This is a genomic window from Gemmatimonadaceae bacterium, assembly GCA_035633115.1.
Classification (GTDB): Bacteria; Gemmatimonadota; Gemmatimonadetes; order Gemmatimonadales; family Gemmatimonadaceae; genus UBA4720.
This window is the reverse complement of the sequence record DASQFN010000114.1, coordinates 23,769-40,849: the sequence shown is the minus strand read 5'-3', so window position 1 is coordinate 40,849 and position 17,081 is coordinate 23,769. Positions and strand designations below refer to the sequence as shown.

Here is a 17,081-nt window from a genome sequence, read left to right as displayed (position 1 = left end):
CGGCGCAACATCAACAATCCGTGTAGGCGCTCTTCCAGGCAATCCGCCAGTTACCAGCTGCTACCCGTTCGAGGAGGCCGATCTTCCCACCGTCCTCGTAGTCGAACGTGACTACGATCGCCAGCCGGCTCGACGAAGTGAAGCGAACGGCTGCGAGGATCTCGCTCGTTTCGAGAGACTCTTCAGATCCAGCGGAACGCTTATGAAACCCCACTCGGTAGCCGGCATCGTCACGCGATCGCTCGCCCAGTAGAAGCAGATGCTCTTCTCGCGGATTCGCCTCTTCGTTTATTCTCCTGATCGCCTCAGCCACGAGAATCGTAGAAGGAGGAAGGGTCAATCGATATCCCTTCCGAACGAAGTATGGAATTCCCCTGAACGCAGGATCCCCAGCGTTACTCAGCGAGTTCACTGCCTGCAGAACACTCCCGACGAACCGGGCTGAGTCCGCGCTATTCATCCCTTCGAGCGAGTCAAGTGGCAGCCCGACTACTCGTCCTTCTTCAAATGCCACTCGCCAGTCTGTCGCCGGCATTCCTGCCAATCTTCCGGTAGGCCAGCTCACACATCCGCTGGAACTACCCGGCTGCGAGACAGCTTGAAGCTGCGAGTTTCCAGCCAGCCCTCGCGAGCCGAACAGCTCCAGGGGGGCATTTGCGACTGCTGCAAGCTCAAAGTGCGATGTTGCGGCAAGCGTGCTGTCCGTCAGACCGGGCAGGATGATAGCCACGTCAGGTGACGCTCGCGATTTGGCGACCACCATCACTGATCCAGCTGCAGAGTCCCAGCCCGTCGTGCGGGAGGAGCCTGAGTTTGCAGGACGTGCGGCTTTCTGCAGTGCCGTAGAGTCTATGCTTACCGCAGGACGTTCGTCCCGACAAGCTATTGCTCCGAACACCGCCAGCAAAAAGCTGAAGAAACGCAAACGTATCAAAATCAGCTCTTGGTTTCGAGCCAGTTCTTTCCGACGCCTATGTCAACAACCAGCGGAACTGATAACTCTGCGGCGTTCTCCATCTGATCGCGTACCAGGCTCTGCAGAGCATCGAGCTCTTCGGGCGGAGATTCAAACACGAGCTCGTCATGCACCTGGAGCAGCATCTTTCCCGCCAGGCCATGCTCACGAAGCAGGTGGTCGATCTTTATCATCGCAATCTTGATGAGGTCCGCAGCTGATCCCTGGATTGGCGAGTTGGCTGCAGTACGTTCACCAAATGCCCGGATGTTGAAGTTCCGCTCCCTGAGCTCGGGGATGTAGCGACGTCGACCAAACAGCGTCTGCACATAACCGTGCTCCCGTGCAAATTCGACCATGCTGTCCAGATACCTGCGAATTCCACTGAACCGCTCGAAATAGCGTGCAATGAATACACGGGCTTCAGCATGCTCTATCTTGAGCTGCCGTGATAGTGCATGGGCGCCCTGTCCGTAGATAGTAGCAAAGTTTATCGTCTTGGCGCGGCCGCGCATTTCGGCAGTGACGTTCTCGAGCGCGACATCAAAGATTATCGCCGCGGTTTGACGGTGAATATCACCACCGGCGATGAATGCCTCCACAAAAGCAGGATCACGTGAAAGGTGTGCCAGAAGCCGCAGCTCGATCTGTGAGTAATCCGCTGCAACGAGCAGCCAGTCTTTTCGCGGAATGAAGCCCCTGCGGATATCTCGGCCCAGCTCGCGTCTTATCGGAATGTTCTGAAGATTGGGATCACTCGACGAGAGCCTGCCTGTCGTGGCGACGGTCTGGTTGAACGACGTGTGCAGCCTGCCGGTATCCGGGTTCACGAGCTCCGGCAGGGCATCCAGGTACGTGTTCTCGAGCTTCGAAAGCTCACGATATTCCATCAGGAGATTCGGCAGCACGTGTCCGCTCTCGGCCAGCTCCTGCAGAACCGTCACATCAGTTGACGGCCCTGTGCTTGTTTTCTTGAGTACCGGCAGACCAAGGCGCGAGAAAAGAATCTCTCTCAGCTGAAGATTCGAGTTGATGTTGAACTGAACACCGGCAGTATCGTAGATCTGGAGCTCAACAGCCTCGCGTTCCTTTTTGAAACGGTGCTTCAGAGACCTGAACCACTCCAGGTCGATTGTGATTCCTGTCCACTCGACATCAGCCAGAACACTGACCAGGGGAATTTCTACATCGTCAAAGAGGTACCGGGTTTTCGTACTCTCCAGTTGCGGCTCGAAGATCGATCGAAGCTGAAACGTCATGTCCGCATCTTCACAACTGTAATCTCGCGCTGCATCAACAGGACATTCGTCGAACGGGGTCGCAGATCGGCCCTTGCCACAGAGCTCCGAGTAGGACGTCATCGTATGATCGAGAAACTCCAGAGCGAGCACGTCGAGGCTGTGCGATCGGCGACTGGGATCAAGAACGTAGCTGGCAAGCATGGTATCGAAATCAAGGCCCCGGATGTCGACACCTGCTTTTCGCAAAACAAGAAGGTCGTATTTCGCATTCTGGGCAGCCTTCTTGACGCTGGGGTCTTCAAGAAGGTCCCTGAGCGGCTTCATCTCATCGGACTCGAGAGGTGGCAGGTTGCGGACTGGGTCGTCACCTGTCCTCGCACGTTGAGCGAGGATCGCACCCGCGATGCCTGAAGCAGCCGAGGCCTTCTTGCGAGGAGCTTTCCAAGCGACCGGCTCATCACCGCCCCGAATCAACCCGCGATCTGCCGGTGCGTCAATCGCTGCACGATCTCCGGCAGTATCTATCAGCAGCTCACTCTGAACGTCTCGGCGGAGGACGTGTCGCAGAGGAAAGTAATACGCCTCTCCCGGTGCAACAGCGATCGCCAGAGAAACCAGTCTTGCCCGAAGTGGGTCTGTTTTCTGTGGATTATCCGGATGGAGCAGTGTTTCGGTGTCGATTGCGATTGTGCCTGCTGCCCGAGCCAGCGAAACTACCCTCTCCAACTTGGCGATCGTATCAACTGTGCGATAGGAAACATCGCTTTTGACCGCGACCGCCTGATGTAGAGTCGAGGTCGGTAGAACTCCTATTGCCTTGGCCAGGGAATGAAACTCGAGCTCGACGAATAGCTCGCGGAGCCGATCGTTGTCAGGGCTCTGAAGTCGCATCGCATCGAGGCTGAGCTCCACCGATAAATCGTCGCGAATTGTTACTAATTCCTTGGACAATCGCGCATTGTCCGCAAATTCCAGCAGAGCTTCCCGCGGTCTCTTCTTCGGAATCTCTGAAGCGTGCGCAAGAATCGACTCGAGGTCTCCGTACTGTCTCACCAACTCGCACGCCGTCTTGTCACCAATTCCCCGCACGCCGGGAATGTTATCGGAGGAGTCGCCCACAAGTGCCAGGTAGTCCGTGACGTGCTCAGGTGGAACACCAAGACGCTCACTCGCGTTCTCGACACTTACCCAGTGCTCCTCCACGCCGGCCGATCCACCTCGTCCAGGATTGAGTAACCAGACCCCAGAACGCACCAGCTGCTGAAAATCCTTGTCGCCCGAAACAACAACCGTGTTCACGCCTTGCTTCACGCTTCGGCTGACGAGCGTTCCAATTACGTCATCGGCTTCAAACCCTGGAAGCGTGATGATTGGAATACGGTAAGCCTTGAGCAGCTGGCAGATTCGATCCATTCCCCGGTCAAAATCGGCTTGGAGCTCCTCAGTCAGTTTTTCTCGCGTTGCTTTGTAGGCAGGGTATCGCTCATGGCGAAATGAGAGTCCTGAGTCGTGAACCCATCCGAGATACTCGGGCTCATAGGTTGTCAGCAGACGCTGCAGGAAGTTGGCTATGCCCCATGCAGCGGAGGTGTTTTCACCTTTACTCGTAGTAAGCGGGCGGGCGATAAGAGCGTAGAAAGCGCGATAAATCAGCGCATACCCGTCGACGAGAAATAGACGGGGTGATTCCGGGAGCTTCATTCAGTGAATATACAAAGCGCCCTGGTGCGAAGATTCACACCAAGGCGCGTCAGTTCGGCACGCTATTCAGCTCGCGAGTATAAGCTGGCTATGCCTGAGTATGCACGTTGGTTGCATGCAGTCCCTTGTTGCCCGTCTCGATCTCGAATTCGACTTCCTGACCTTCAGCGAGAGTCTTGAAGCCATCCATCGATATCGCCGAGAAGTGAACGAAGACGTCTTCACCGCCGTCTTGCTCGATGAAGCCATAGCCCTTCGCGTCGTTGAACCACTTCACTTTTCCTCTGGCCATGGAACTGCCTCCGGGCATCTGATTCCAGTGCGCGCCTATATAGAATCAGCCCGGATTTTTGTCAAGCAATTTGGGGTAGGGTAGCAACCGCCGCGTTCAGTGAACCAGAATACGTGCGTTTACCGCCTGGAACTCGGCCTCGCTTGCCGGCGTCAGACGCCATCGTCCTGTACCAGTCTCGTCATAGAACAGGAATCGCACTCTGTATTGACCGTATTCCCAGTACTGCACACGGGCTCGTGTTGTCGAGGTTGCCGTAACAGGAAGGTTGGTAGTTTGCTCGTATATCTGGTCCGGCTCGCCGACAGCAACAAAGACCTTGCCGCGATCTGAGAGCCAGCCTGATCCACCCCGCGACTCCTCACGAAAGCGGGTGTTCGCCTGTAGAATCCTGCCAAAATACGCCTGCAATCCCTCGTGCTCAGGGGTTGCTGGAACAGGATCCGTGGAACGGAGAAAATCCGCCCATGCAGCCCCACGACGCTCTGGCGGAGCATCCCGTAGCGACCTGATGCGATCGGATGCTGCGTAGTACCGCAGCTCGGAAAGCATTTCCTCGTAGGTTACCAGCGGGATATCGTTTCCGAAGCTCACAAAAACCGGTGTCCTTACCGTATCCGTCGCATCGATTCTGGTAAACGTCACGTTGGCGATGCCAATTCCCACTCGAGAAATTGGAATCCTCACAGACCCGCTCAAAAGGTTTCCGCGACGCTGCAACTGTAGAGTATCCCGCCATGTCACAGCACCACGATCATTCTGGACAATGAATCCCACCGGTAGCTGAGATTGCGTTCCGTAACCTTCCAGATAGACGGCTACCGTGCTGTCCTGGCCGAAAACAGCACTGGATCGTGGGCTGGCTAGAATACGCGGAAGAGAGTCGAGTGCCGACCGCGGGCTTGCCTCGTAAACAAGCACCGGCGTGGAAAGATGGCCGCCCCGAAGTGCCGGGACCGTAACTGCCCCCTCCTGGCTGGTACTTCGTGCGCTGGTCGCGTCACGTACCTGGAAAGAGAGATTATAGTTGCCAGGCCGGACCTTGAAGTAATGCTGGAAGATCACACTCTCGTCGGTTCGATTGATCTCCCTGAACGTGGGAACTCTGACGATTTCCATACTGTTGACAGCAGCTACCTGATTCGCGCCCTGTGTAAGCGTCAGATGCACTTCGTATGGAGCTCTGTACGAGTCGCCCTCACGCACAAAGCTCAGCGCCCGGTTGGGGATCGAAATGCTGGCCAGCATCATGGTGATATCGGGGGATGACGACGCGAAATACGCGATTTTTCCAACAAAGGAGAGGGGGCTCCCAGTGGCAATAAGCCCCATCTGGTGGTAGATGGTGGTAGGATCCTGGGCAGGCTGTACACCCCTCGGCGAAGTCGCCGCTACGACTGGCTGCCCGGGGCGTGACTGCGCGCAACCAGCCACCGTCACAGCCAAAGCAATCGATATGAGACAGCCAGTTGTGGACTTACGCATTCGTCTATCTACCCTATCCCCGCTAATCAGTTTCTATTACTTTCGCCCGTGTGCCTGAACAGAGCTTGCTCGGCTCAAAGATAGCCGGCTATACCGTTGAGAGTGAGGTCGGCGAGGGCGGAACCTCGGCAGTCTATCGAGCCATGCATCCCACTCATGGCACAGTTGCGCTGAAGATCCTCCGAGAGAAACTACGCTACGATCGCACCGCTGTCGCCCGTTTCGTCAGGGAGGCGCAATACGGCGCTCGGGTCCAGCATCCAAACGTCGTCCGAACTATTGAAATCGGAGAATCGGATACCGGTCTCCACTTTCTGGCAATCGAGTGGGCCAGCGGACAGCTACTGGAAAGGTATGCACGGCAGCACGCTCCTCTTCCGATCGAAGAGGTGGCTGCGGTCATTTCCCAGATCGGCGCGGCCGTACACGCTGCGCATCAGGCCAATATTGTCCACCGAGATCTGAAGCCCGAGAATGTCATGTACGATCCCGACAGCAAGCAGGTCAAACTGCTTGATTTCGGGATCGCGACTGACACTCAAACCGGTGCAGACGAAAGGCTGACGAGAGCAGGGTTTTTCGTAGGTTCCCTGATGTATGTAGCGCCTGAAGCACTTTCGGGCGAGCTCGTGACACCGGCTGCAGATCAATACAGTCTTGCAACGATCGCATACTATCTGCTCACGAGATCACTGCCATATACCGCTAAAGCTCCGAGGGAGATGTTCACTCAGCTGTTGACGCTCCCTCCCATTCCGCTGAACTCGGCTCGAGAGAAACTCAGGTTCAGCTCGGCGCTTGAAGCTACCGTGATGCGTGCACTGGCTAAACAGCCGTCGAACCGATACCCGGATGTGATGGTTTTCACCAAGGCGTTTCAGGAATCGATTTCAGGCACTGTTGGAGATACCCCGCCAGAGTCCGATGAGCAGGATGGAGGTGGTATCCTAGCCCGCGTTCGAGGAATACTGCGGCGGAGCTAAGTCATAGGCGTTGATTGGCAGCCACAGTGTGAACGTCGAGCCCCGTCCTATCTCGCTCACAAGCGTCAAGTCACCGCCAAGAAGCCGGGCCAGCCGCCGAGAGATAGCCAGCCCAAGTCCCGTTCCACGATTTGGCGAGTCTGACCGCGGCCCTGGCTCAACCTGCTCGAACTCCTCGAAAATCCGCCGTTGGTCAGCTGGTGCTATCCCGATACCCGGATCTGCGACCTGCACACACAACCAGGTTGCCTCCACCCGATCAGGCACCGGAAGGTCCACCGGCATTCCCAGAGTAAGCCCTTCGGACTGGGGCACTGTTCGCGTTCGGACCACTATTGTCCCTTTGTTTGTGTACTTCACGGCGTTCCCAATTAAGTTCACAAGAATTTGTCGAAGGTGAGTAGGATCGGTTCTTATTCTGGGCAGCGCGCTGCCCATTGTAAGAGAAAGACTCAAATCCTTTTCGTTGACAAGAGATTCCACCTCGCTGGCAACATCCAGAATAAAAGGCCGCACATCGAGAATTTCTGTATGAACATCCAGTCGGCCTGCAGCCATTTTTGCAAGATCGAGAATCTGATCCACAAGATGGCGCAGATGATTTGCTGAAGCCTCGATTCTTTCAACGGGTTTCACCTGCCGCGGCGCTAAATCCCCATAGACACCTTCACGTAACAGATCGACGAATCCGACGATGGCGTTGAGCGGAGTTCGAAGCTCATGCGAGACATTCGCCAGGAACTCATTTTTCATGCGGCTGGCTCGTAGAAGTTCGGCCGACAGTCGCTCGAGCTCCTTGGACCGTTCAACGAGCTTCCGAGCCTGGCGTCGTTCATGATTCAGCAGGAGCCCAAGGCCCGCAAAGACAACAACGGCTAGAATATAGACGAACGGTTGCATTACTCAGCAATCCAGCCAGGGAAACAATTGAGAAGCTCTGACCTCGATAATATTCGTGGATGATGCCCGACGCGATGACGGAACGCCAGCGGCTTATTCATCTCCTCGCTACGCGTTCCGTAAAAACCGGATACTTCAAACTAGCTTCCGGAAGAACCTCCGATCTTTACATTGACGCGCGACTCACAACAATGAGTCCGGAAGGGCTTTCACTCATTGGACCTTTAGCAATCCAGATGTTGAAAGCTGCTGAGTGGGAACTGGATTCTATTGGAGGGCTCACACTGGGCGCTGACCCAATCGCATATTCAATCAGCTACGCGAGCAATTTTACTCCTCCACTTCTCCGCGCATTTACCATCCGAAAAGAAGCAAAGACTCATGGAACCAGAAGGTTGATCGAGGGGACGTTCCTGGATGGAGATCGGGTAGTGGTTGTGGAGGATGTAATAACCACAGGTTATTCCGCCTTAAAAGCTGTCGACGCTATCAAAACTGCGGGCGGACATATAGCAGGAGTATTCACACTGGTGGATCGACAGGAGGGTGGCCGCGAGGCAATTGAAGACGCCGGTTACAGGGTCATTTCAGTTACCCACCGTGGTGAGCTGATGTCCTTGATTTCACACTTAAACGAGCATCCAAATTCCGCTGTCTCATGATCCAACCAGGATATGCGGCCGCAGGTCGGAAATCACGAAGAACTGCGACATACGGTAGAATAAGCTCCTCACGAAAGTAAAGCAGCATTCCTGCGCCGTCATATCGCTCCCGGAAGATCACGGGCGACATTTGCATCATTGCTCGAACATGACGTCCAAAACTCTGCGGGGATGAATAATCCAAGTAATTGGCTACGCTAGCCACAGAGAGACCAGGATTCTCGAACAGCTTTGCAGCTCTGATGAGTCTAGCCAGTGCTAGATAACGCTTCGGCGGCGGCAAGTGTGCTCGAAAGAACCGGCTCATCAACGTACTCGGCAAAATACACATCTCTCGAGAGAGTTGGCGAACAGTCTGAACACGCGGCGAGTGGCTGAAGAGAAGCTCAAAAAATCTCCAGCAATCGGGTGGAGCACCGACTAGGTCTGCACTCAGCCGTCCCAATGCCGTACGCTGAAGATCGCTTGACCGTTCAGCAGCAAGAATCTCACGAAGCGTTTGCCACCCTGAAGGTTGACGCGCATCGATCAGGATTCGAACCCCTAGTTGACCCAGAGCAAGTAGAAACTGAGGGGTCGCATACTGAGTTTCAGTGAGCAAAGCCATGGCTGGAACTCGCGGAAATTCCCGAACCATCGCCGCCATACGTGCACTACTCTGCAGTCCATAGCGAGCAATAGAAACCAGGACAGCACCAGCTCGCCGCTCACGCAAATCGGCAATTACCTCATCAAGAGATTCACGATGAAGTGCGGAGTATAATCCCTGCGCTGCTGCATCAACTCGAGCCCTTTCACTCGGCGTGAGCATTGTTGTCACGGGCATTGGCGGTAATGCCGATCTCGAGCTAGCCATAGTCACTCCGAAAGAGTTATATGAGACCCAGCTAGTATAAAAGGGCCACGTCAGCATCCCGTCAGCGCCGGAAGACATTAAGGCTGAGATACGCACTAAACTGTCAGTCAAGTGTATATATTCGATGTCAGGCGCAATCAGTTGGACGGTCGCGATTTAGTCTCTACTGGAGTCTAAATCGAGGAAAGTCCGGGCTCCGTGGATAAGGCTGCCAGGTAATACCTGGGAATCAGAGAAGTGATTCTCTGGTTACGGAAAGTGCAACAGAAAACAGACCGCCAAGGAAAACCGAGGTAAGGGTGAAATGGTGGGGTAAGAGCCCACCGCGCTCATGGTAACATGGGCGGCATGGTAAACCCCAGCTGGAGCAAGGCCAAGTAAACGGCGAGAGACATCCACCTCGATAAAGACGCCGTGGGTAGGCTGCTAGAAATCACGAGTGATCGTGGTTCGAGAGAAATGACCGTCGAGATGGCTTAGCCATCGGACAGAACCCGGCTTATAGACTGATTGCCAGAAAAGGAACAAGCCCTTTACAAAGACTCGTAAAGGGCTTGTTCCACTATCCAGCCACCATTTACCAGAGGTTTGAATTAATCCACCAGCCTTAGTGGCATCACGAGACAGAGGTATGTTGCGGAATCTGACCACCCTTCCGGCTCAAGTGTTGCGGCCCGTTCAGGCGCTTTAAACGTAAGCTTGACCTCATCAGTTGGAATGTACCTGAGGATCTCGAGTAGGTAGCTCGCGTTGAATCCAATATCGAGCTGGTCACCAACATACCTGATTGGCAACTCGTCTTGAGCTTCACCAAGATCAGGCGTCTGCACACTGAACTTCAGCATCCCGGAATTAAATGAGAGCCGAATACGATGAGTCTGATCAGACGCTACAACTGACATTCTCTTCAAGGCACTAACTAAAGCCATCTTATCAATAACCGCACTTCGATTATTATCTCGCGGGATAACTAACTCATAGTTCGGGTATGGACCTTCAATCAACCGTGTAAACACCGAAGTAAATGGTGACCTGAAGCCAAGATGATTTTCACCACGAGCTATCTCAAGCTCTTCTTCAGCCGGGAATAACCGCCTTACCTGCTCCAGTGCCTTCGGTGGAATAATTAAATCGTGTGAAGGCGCTGACGACATCTCCGTCTGAATCTCCATCCTCGCCAAACGATGCCCGTTCGTTGCCACCATCGCCATCTTCTCACTCTTAAGCTCCCAAAGAACACCATTTAAAATCGGTCGACTCTCTTCTGTCGAAACCGCAAACGAAGTATGAGAAATCAACTTTTGAAGATCACCTGAACGAACACGCCAGCTATCGGAAAACTTCACCTTCGGAAAGGTAGGAAACTCGTCCCGTGGTAAACCCAGCAACTTAAACCGCGACCGACCACACTCAAGTGTAATCCGCTGTTCCCCAACAGCTGCCATTTTCACTGGAGAAGGGGGTAGCTCTCGCGCAATCTCAGAGAGCTTCTTCGCTGGAATTGTTACAGCTCCTGGTGCTTCAACATCTGCACTTACCTCTGTTGTAACAGCAATATCTAGGTCCGTCCCCGAGAGCCGAATGCCTCTATCCGTTGTCTCCAACAGAATATTTGCCAAGACGGGTAACGTTGTCTTTGCAGGAATACTTGCCGTGACAGCTGCCAAGCCTTCTTGAAGTTTTTCCCGAGATATCGTGAGCCGCATGCCGTCAGGATCCTGTTCTTAGGTGGGTTTGTTTCCCGTGGTAACTGCCGAATGCTGTCTTTTGATATAAGAGATTAGTAGTAGTAGTAGGTTTGTTGAGACATGTGGTATCTGGCGGAAGGTATTTGATATGAGTGAGTTGTGCTATGAGTTCTGATGTTAGTTCTTGGTGGACCTTTGTGGACTAGGATCGTAGTGCTTCAAGCTGAAGCCGAATTTTGTGGATGCGGCTTCTGTACGAAGGATTTGTATCCAGGATTTCTGCTGTTTTCTCTATGCTGTGGATAACCGTTGAGTGATCACGACCGCCGAAAGCGTTACCGATTTCGACAAGCTGAGTTCCAAGTAGATCACGTGTTAGGAACATTGCAATGTGACGGGGAATTGTTAGAGCTTTTGTGCGAGTCTTTGATCGGAGACCTTCTGCAGTAACTCCCCACTCTTGGGCAACTATTTGCTGGATTGTATTGATCGTTAGAGTTGAGGAGGCTGGATGGCTTGGCTGTCCATTTATAGGGCGTAGCTTGTCGCGCAGAGCTTCGTGCGCAAGATCAATTGAGATCTCTTTATGCTTAAGTGATGCAAACGCGAGGAGTTTGATAATGGATCCTTCGAGTTCACGGACACTGGATTTTACGTTCTCTGCGATGAAGCGGATTACGTCTTCCGGGATTGTGTGTTCTAAGTGGTCGAGTTGTGCCTTCTGTCTGAGGATTGCAATTCGGTGCTCAAAATCGGGGAGCTGAATGTCTGCAACCATTCCCCATTGGAAGCGACTGATTAGACGTGCTTCAAGTCCTGGAATGTCTGAAGGTGGACGATCGCTTGTTAGAACAATCTGACGGCCCGCTTCGTACAATGCGTTGAATGTGTGGAAGAATTCCTGCTGGGTTGCCTCCTTTCCGCGGAGGAAATGCACATCATCAATGAGTAATAGGTCGGTCTCACGGTACTGTCGGCGAAAACTCGATGTGGTATGGTTCTGAATCGATCCAATCAACTCGTTAGTAAACTGCTCGGTACCAACGAAGCTGATTCTCATTTGTGGATTTCTTGAGATGATATCGTGTGCAATAGCCTGCATTAGATGAGTTTTACCTATCCCGGTGTCACCATAGATAAAGAGGGGATTGTAGACCTTTCCTGGTGCTTGGGAGACAGCGTGTGCAGCAGCAGCGGCAAGTTCGTTGGATTTGCCGATGACAAAGTGGTCGAAAGTATAACGGGAACTAAGTGGCGCCTGGTTGGCGCTTAAGTGGCCTCGTCCTGTTGCGAAAGAGAAAACAGGAGGAGCTACAAAGAAATCCATTTGTGACCTCTTTTTTCGCTCTTCGTTGACTTTGAAAATGACTCTGATAGGGTACCCAAGGGCGATCGGACCGTATGTGGAAAACAATTCAGCATGTTTGGACTCGTTCCAGTCAGCAGCAAACTGATCGGGAACACCAACCGAAATTACATCTCCGTCCAGGCTTAGAGCTTCAGTTGGCTCAAGCCATGTCCTGAAAGTTTGCTCGGGAATATCGATCCGAGCTCGGTCGAGTAGGCGTTTCCAGACTTCTGAAGCTGTCAGTGACATAGGGGACGGCAACCGTAGCCAAACCATGTGGAAAAGTCAATCTGCATTTCGGTGAATTGGTTTACATGGGTTGAGGTATGTCGTGTAGTGAGATAGTTTTATCAGCTATTTACGAAATCTGTCGATTTAGCTTTCTTGGTGATCTTAATGGGCAAGCCAACCTATTGTCCGCGTAACAAACGTCGTATCAGGACTCATGGTTTTCGTGAGCGAATGTCAACCCGATGGGGTAGGGCGGTGCTCAACCGGCGACGTAAAAAAGGCCGTAAGCAGTTAGCGGTACGCCTGCCGAGTAAATACGCCGGCGCCTAAGAAGAGCTCGTATTCGCGTCGGCATAGACTTACGCGTGAGAGCGAGTTGGAAAAAATCAAACGAGCAGGGAAAAGGCTAAAAACTGGCCGTATCGAGGCCAGTGTGGTCGTCTCCCTGCTCTCTTATTGTCGGGTTGCCATAGTGGTAGCGAAGTATGGTCACACAGTGGTAGAACGGAACCAGCTTCGGAGACGTCTTCGGGAACTGGTCCGGGTCTGGCTCATTCCCAGGTTTCCCGGCTTGGATATCATAGTCCGTGCGCTGCCGAGTGCCTATACAGCGGATTTCAAAGAGCTTGCTCGCGAGGTTGAGCGAATCCAAGTACGGCTGATGGCTGAATTTCCGGCAACTTGATGCGAAACCCTCTTATTCTGATGATTCGAGGCTATCAGCTTTGGATCTCACCGTTATTGCCTGCAGCATGTCGCTATTATCCGACGTGCTCAGCGTATGCGATTGAAGCTATCGAGCGCCATGGACCCGTGAGTGGAAGCTGGCTGGCAATCCGCCGAATTGCGCGGTGTCACCCGTTTCGAGCGGGTGGATATGACCCGGTCCCCTAATGGAAAAACGATACTTTCTGGCCCTACTGCTGGCTGCAGCTGTTGTTGCCATAACTCAGTTTCTTTTTCCTGTTGCGCCTCCGGCACCGCCCGTCGACGTCAAGCGTGATACCGTTAGTTCTGTAGTCCCTCCGAGAGCTCGGGTCCAGGATAGTCTACCCTCTGCGAGTGAGCAGCCCCGTCCGGCTGCGACCGATTCTGTTGGTTTAATGGATATCCGGCCGGAAATCACGACAATCGAGACCAGGCGCTCGATTTATCAGTTCAGCAGCATCGGAGCAGCTCCCACTTCAATCCGCCTGAAGGACTATAAGAACCTTACGTCTTCAGGTGGGATCGTTGAGTTGCGAACCCCTGGCGAGCCTTTGTTGAAGTATGGGCTAGTGCATCGAGGCGACACGACATCACTTGATCGGGTTCCATTTCGAGTCACACGTGAGGGGGATCTAGCAAGTGGCGGTGCGCTTATCTATAGCGCAACAGTCGACAACTTCAATGTGACAATCAGATACGGCTTTGTTCCTGATCGCTATATGGTCAGCATCAATGGTCGAATCGATGGGCCAGCAGAGAATGTCTATCTTCTGACGCATCTTCCATCGACCGTCAGGCCTACGGAATCGGACACCACCGCTGACTTGAATAGCCTGGCGTATTCGTTCAAGCCGCAGCGGGACAATGCCCGGCTTGTGCAGTTTGGAAGCCTTGATCCGGGTGAGCAAGAACTCGCGGCCGGGCCGCTGACATGGGCTGCCGTAAAGAACAAGTACTTTGTGCTGGGGGTGTTAAACCCACCGGGTAATACGTTCGATGAGGTGAGCTTGAAGGGCGGTCCACGGACATCCAAGCTCGCGACAACCGCCTCCGCCACGATTGTAAAGGCGATCAAAGACGGAAAATTCACGATGGACCTTTATGCAGGTCCGCAGCAACAGAATGAGCTCGTTGCAGTAGGTCGAGACTTCGACCATGTAAACCCGTTTGGATGGCGTTTTCTGCAGGGTATGGTGCAGCCTATTGCAACGCTCTGTGTTCGCCTTCTCCTGTGGATGCATGAAGTACTGCAGCTGAGCTATGGCTGGGTGCTGGTGATCTTCGGTGTCCTGATCCGGATAATTCTCTGGCCGCTGAACCAGAGCGCGATGCGCTCGAGCATGAAAATGCAGGACATTCAGCCGCAGCTGGCAGAGGTGCAGAAGAAGTACAAGGACAAGCCAGAGAGGCAACGAGAAGAGATCATGAAAGTGTACAAGGAGCATGGCGCCAGTCCGTTCACCGCGCTCACCGGATGCCTGCCGGCTCTCATTCCAATGCCCGTACTCTTCGCGCTGTTCTTTGTGTTTCAGGGCACCATCGAGTTCAGAGGCGTTCCCTTCATGTGGCTTCACGATATCTCGATGAAGGATCCCTACTACATCCTTCCGGTTCTGATGGGCGCCTCGATGTACGTACTCTCCTGGATCGGCCTGCGTAATGCTCCGCCGAATCCGCAGGCCAAGATGATGAGTTACATGTTCCCGGTAATGATGACCTTTGTCCTCGCAAACATGGCTTCCGGGCTGAACCTCTACTACACGGCACAGAATCTTGCCGCCCTTCCACAGCAGTGGCTTCTGGCGAGAGAGCGCGCCCGACGCAAGCGTCTGACGTAGGCGAGCGAAGGGAAGATGCGGATCACCTATATTGGTCACGCAACGCTACTAATTGAGCTGGCTGACCGAATCTTCCTGACCGACCCGAACTTTGATCTAGCTCTTGGCAAGTTTCTGCCAAGGGTCAGTGCACCGGGAGTGGCGATCAAGTCCCTGCCGCGTATTGACGCGATAATCATTACGCATGCGCACGCGGATCATCTGTCGTTCAAATCTCTCGATGCCCTGCCTCAGGAAATTCCGATTTATGCGCCCCCGGCGATCGCCAGATGGCTAAGGCGGCGAGGCTATGGCATGGCTCAGCAAATCGCTCCCGGAGAGGCTGTTCAATGCGGCAGAGTCGAAATCCACGCCGGCTCGGCAACGCATCGGGGTAATCGGTACGCCGTCGATCGGTGGCGGAGTGCCGCCAATATGTATCTATTTGATACTAATAAGCTTTCCTGTTTCTTTGCGGGTGATACTGGATTGACTCCGGAAAGTACGCATCTCGTTGAGAATAACGTGACAATTGTCGGGCGTCGGCTGGATATGGCGCTGCTGCCTATTGGCCATGCTCCATGGTGGAAGCCCGGGTTTCGAAAAGGCCATCTAACCAGCGGTGACGCACTCACCCTGTTTGATCGGCTGGATGCCAGGTATCTCATCCCGTACCACTGGGGCACTTTCGATCACGTGACATCGAAAGCTCATGATGCGATTTATCGCCTCAGGGCACTGCTGCCGGGACATCCGAGAAGCGAGATGGTGCAGATTCTCGAGCCCGGGATGAGCTTCGACCTACCGTCGGACGAGTAGTGACCTCGAGTCCCGGTTTAGGGCAGAGCATTGCCGGAGGCTGCGACACTATTGTGGCGCTCGGCACAGCTCCCGGGAGAAGTGCGATAGCAGTTGTGCGGCTGAGTGGTGAAGACGCATTCGGTATTGCGGCGAAGCATATCGATCCTTGGCCGGCCGACTCCCGGGAAGCTTCGCTATGCACGGTCCATGACAGCGGGTGGATCCTGGATCAGGCGATAGTGACGGTCTATGTAAGGCCGTACTCATTCACCGGCGAAGACGTTGTGGAGATCTCGACGCATGGCGGCCACACTGTGCCTGCGTCCGTGATTGCTGCGTTGATTGGCTCTGGTGCGAGAGAAGCGCTTCCAGGGGAGTTCACGCGCCGAGCGGTGCTCAACGGCAAACTCGACATCGTTCAGGCGGAAGCAATTGGTGATCTCATCGATGCCGAGTCTCACGCCATGCAGCAGGTTGCACTCGGGCAGCTCGAGGGGGGCTTATCGTCGCGAATCGCTTCGATTCGCGAGAGTGTACTTTCTCTGGAGTCCCTCCTTGCATACGACATAGATTTTCCCGAGGAGGATGATGGTCCGGTCTCGAGGGATCGAGTGCTCCAGTCAGCGAATCGTGTGCTGGAGTCTCTTGATATCCTTCTCGCAACCATCCCGGTTGGCCAGATCGTGAGGGAGGGAGCGATCACTGTAATTGCCGGAGAGCCAAACGCAGGCAAGTCCTCTCTGTTCAACACACTTCTCGGAGAAAACCGGGCTATCGTCACGGAAATTCCGGGAACAACTCGTGACGCACTCGAAGGAGTGATCGACGCGGGGCGCTGGCCCATTCGCCTGATTGATACTGCTGGTCTTCGGGAAAGCGGTGACGTGGTGGAACTGCTCGGAATTGAGATGAGCGAGAGGTATGTAGCTCGAGCTCATATTCTACTCGCCTGTGGCGAAAGCAAAGACTCCATGAAGCGAGTTGGTTTGATTCTGTCGCGGATTTCGTCGGCGCCAGTAATTTCGGTTCTGACGAAGAGTGATCTCTGTGTAAACGAAATGCTCGAACGGTCAGATGCAGAACAACCGAGGTACATCAGTGTCAGTGCTGTGACGGGCGAAGGACTGGACCGCCTTCAGAATGAAATTGACGTTGTCCTTACCGAGACTTATGGAGAGCTCACGCCGGAGCTGCCTGTGCTGGTGCGGGCAAGGCATGTTCAGGGGATCAATGTCGCCCGTGCCGAAATTGCTGAGTTCAAATCCGTGTGGACGGCTGAGTCTCTTCCTGCACCAGTAGCGGCAGTACACCTTCGAACGGCAGCAATCGCATTGGAGACACTGATCGGTGCAGTGAGCACCGAGGATGTTCTGGAGCGAGTGTTCAGTGCCTTCTGTGTAGGGAAATAACCGA

The 17,081-nt window shown here is 53.9% G+C and carries 14 protein-coding genes and 1 other RNA gene; 8 read left to right on the top strand and 7 right to left on the bottom strand.

All coding sequences use genetic code 11. The features are described from left to right. Positions 1-10: 10 nt before the first annotated feature. The 4 genes from VES88_16745 to VES88_16730 form a co-directional block, all read right to left on the bottom strand. The gene (locus VES88_16745; GenBank protein ID HYN83129.1) at positions 11-763 is read right to left on the bottom strand and encodes a hypothetical protein; all 753 of its coding nucleotides are present in this window, start codon (positions 761-763) and stop codon (positions 11-13) included. 173 nt (positions 764-936) lie between these two features. Continuing rightward, positions 937-3,897, bottom strand: coding sequence for a DNA polymerase I (gene polA, locus VES88_16740; protein ID HYN83128.1), 2,961 nt, complete (start codon positions 3,895-3,897; stop codon positions 937-939). Positions 3,898-3,985: 88 nt separating this feature from the next. Then, complete coding sequence (locus tag VES88_16735; GenBank protein ID HYN83127.1) at positions 3,986-4,189, bottom strand: cold-shock protein; 204 nt, start codon at positions 4,187-4,189, stop codon at positions 3,986-3,988. A gap of 96 nt (positions 4,190-4,285) precedes the next feature. After that, complete coding sequence (locus VES88_16730) at positions 4,286-5,674, bottom strand: GWxTD domain-containing protein (GenBank protein ID HYN83126.1); 1,389 nt, start codon at positions 5,672-5,674, stop codon at positions 4,286-4,288. A gap of 65 nt (positions 5,675-5,739) precedes the next feature. Between VES88_16730 and VES88_16725 the strand changes: the two genes are divergently transcribed. Next, positions 5,740-6,657 (top strand): serine/threonine-protein kinase, encoded by a 918-nt coding sequence (locus tag VES88_16725; GenBank protein ID HYN83125.1) that lies wholly within the window; start codon positions 5,740-5,742, stop codon positions 6,655-6,657. Here VES88_16725 and VES88_16720 read toward each other — a convergent pair. Continuing rightward, a complete protein-coding gene (locus tag VES88_16720) occupies positions 6,622-7,410 on the bottom strand; it encodes a HAMP domain-containing sensor histidine kinase (protein HYN83124.1) in 789 nt (262 codons plus the stop codon). The genes VES88_16725 and VES88_16720 overlap by 36 nt on opposite strands. A gap of 221 nt (positions 7,411-7,631) precedes the next feature. On the opposite strand from VES88_16720, the gene pyrE reads away from it, so the two are divergent. Further along, positions 7,632-8,219: an orotate phosphoribosyltransferase gene (pyrE, locus tag VES88_16715; protein ID HYN83123.1), complete on the top strand. Its 588-nt coding sequence runs from the start codon at positions 7,632-7,634 to the stop codon at positions 8,217-8,219. 989 nt (positions 8,220-9,208) lie between these two features. Next, an RNA gene (gene rnpB, locus VES88_16710) (RNase P RNA component class A) lies at positions 9,209-9,593 on the top strand. A 75-nt stretch (positions 9,594-9,668) separates the two neighbouring features. Here rnpB and dnaN read toward each other — a convergent pair. Together dnaN and dnaA are read right to left on the bottom strand one after the other, a co-directional pair. After that, positions 9,669-10,781: a DNA polymerase III subunit beta gene (gene dnaN, locus VES88_16705; GenBank protein HYN83122.1), complete on the bottom strand. Its 1,113-nt coding sequence runs from the start codon at positions 10,779-10,781 to the stop codon at positions 9,669-9,671. A 184-nt stretch (positions 10,782-10,965) separates the two neighbouring features. Beyond that, the gene (gene dnaA / locus VES88_16700; protein ID HYN83121.1) at positions 10,966-12,360 is read right to left on the bottom strand and encodes a chromosomal replication initiator protein DnaA; all 1,395 of its coding nucleotides are present in this window, start codon (positions 12,358-12,360) and stop codon (positions 10,966-10,968) included. 147 nt (positions 12,361-12,507) lie between these two features. Between dnaA and rpmH the strand changes: the two genes are divergently transcribed. The 5 genes from rpmH (at position 12,508) to mnmE (ending at position 17,077) form a co-directional block, all read left to right on the top strand. After that, positions 12,508-12,672, top strand: coding sequence for a 50S ribosomal protein L34 (rpmH, locus tag VES88_16695; GenBank protein HYN83120.1), 165 nt, complete (start codon positions 12,508-12,510; stop codon positions 12,670-12,672). A gap of 354 nt (positions 12,673-13,026) precedes the next feature. Beyond that, positions 13,027-13,236: a membrane protein insertion efficiency factor YidD gene (yidD, locus tag VES88_16690; GenBank protein ID HYN83119.1), complete on the top strand. Its 210-nt coding sequence runs from the start codon at positions 13,027-13,029 to the stop codon at positions 13,234-13,236. Then, the gene (gene yidC / locus VES88_16685) at positions 13,236-14,888 is read left to right on the top strand and encodes a membrane protein insertase YidC (GenBank protein ID HYN83118.1); all 1,653 of its coding nucleotides are present in this window, start codon (positions 13,236-13,238) and stop codon (positions 14,886-14,888) included. The genes yidD and yidC overlap by 1 nt, the downstream gene beginning before the upstream one ends. A 15-nt stretch (positions 14,889-14,903) precedes the next feature. Continuing rightward, positions 14,904-15,686: an MBL fold metallo-hydrolase gene (locus VES88_16680; protein ID HYN83117.1), complete on the top strand. Its 783-nt coding sequence runs from the start codon at positions 14,904-14,906 to the stop codon at positions 15,684-15,686. Next, the gene (gene mnmE / locus VES88_16675; GenBank protein HYN83116.1) at positions 15,686-17,077 is read left to right on the top strand and encodes a tRNA uridine-5-carboxymethylaminomethyl(34) synthesis GTPase MnmE; all 1,392 of its coding nucleotides are present in this window, start codon (positions 15,686-15,688) and stop codon (positions 17,075-17,077) included. The genes VES88_16680 and mnmE overlap by 1 nt, the downstream gene beginning before the upstream one ends. Positions 17,078-17,081: the final 4 nt, after the last annotated feature.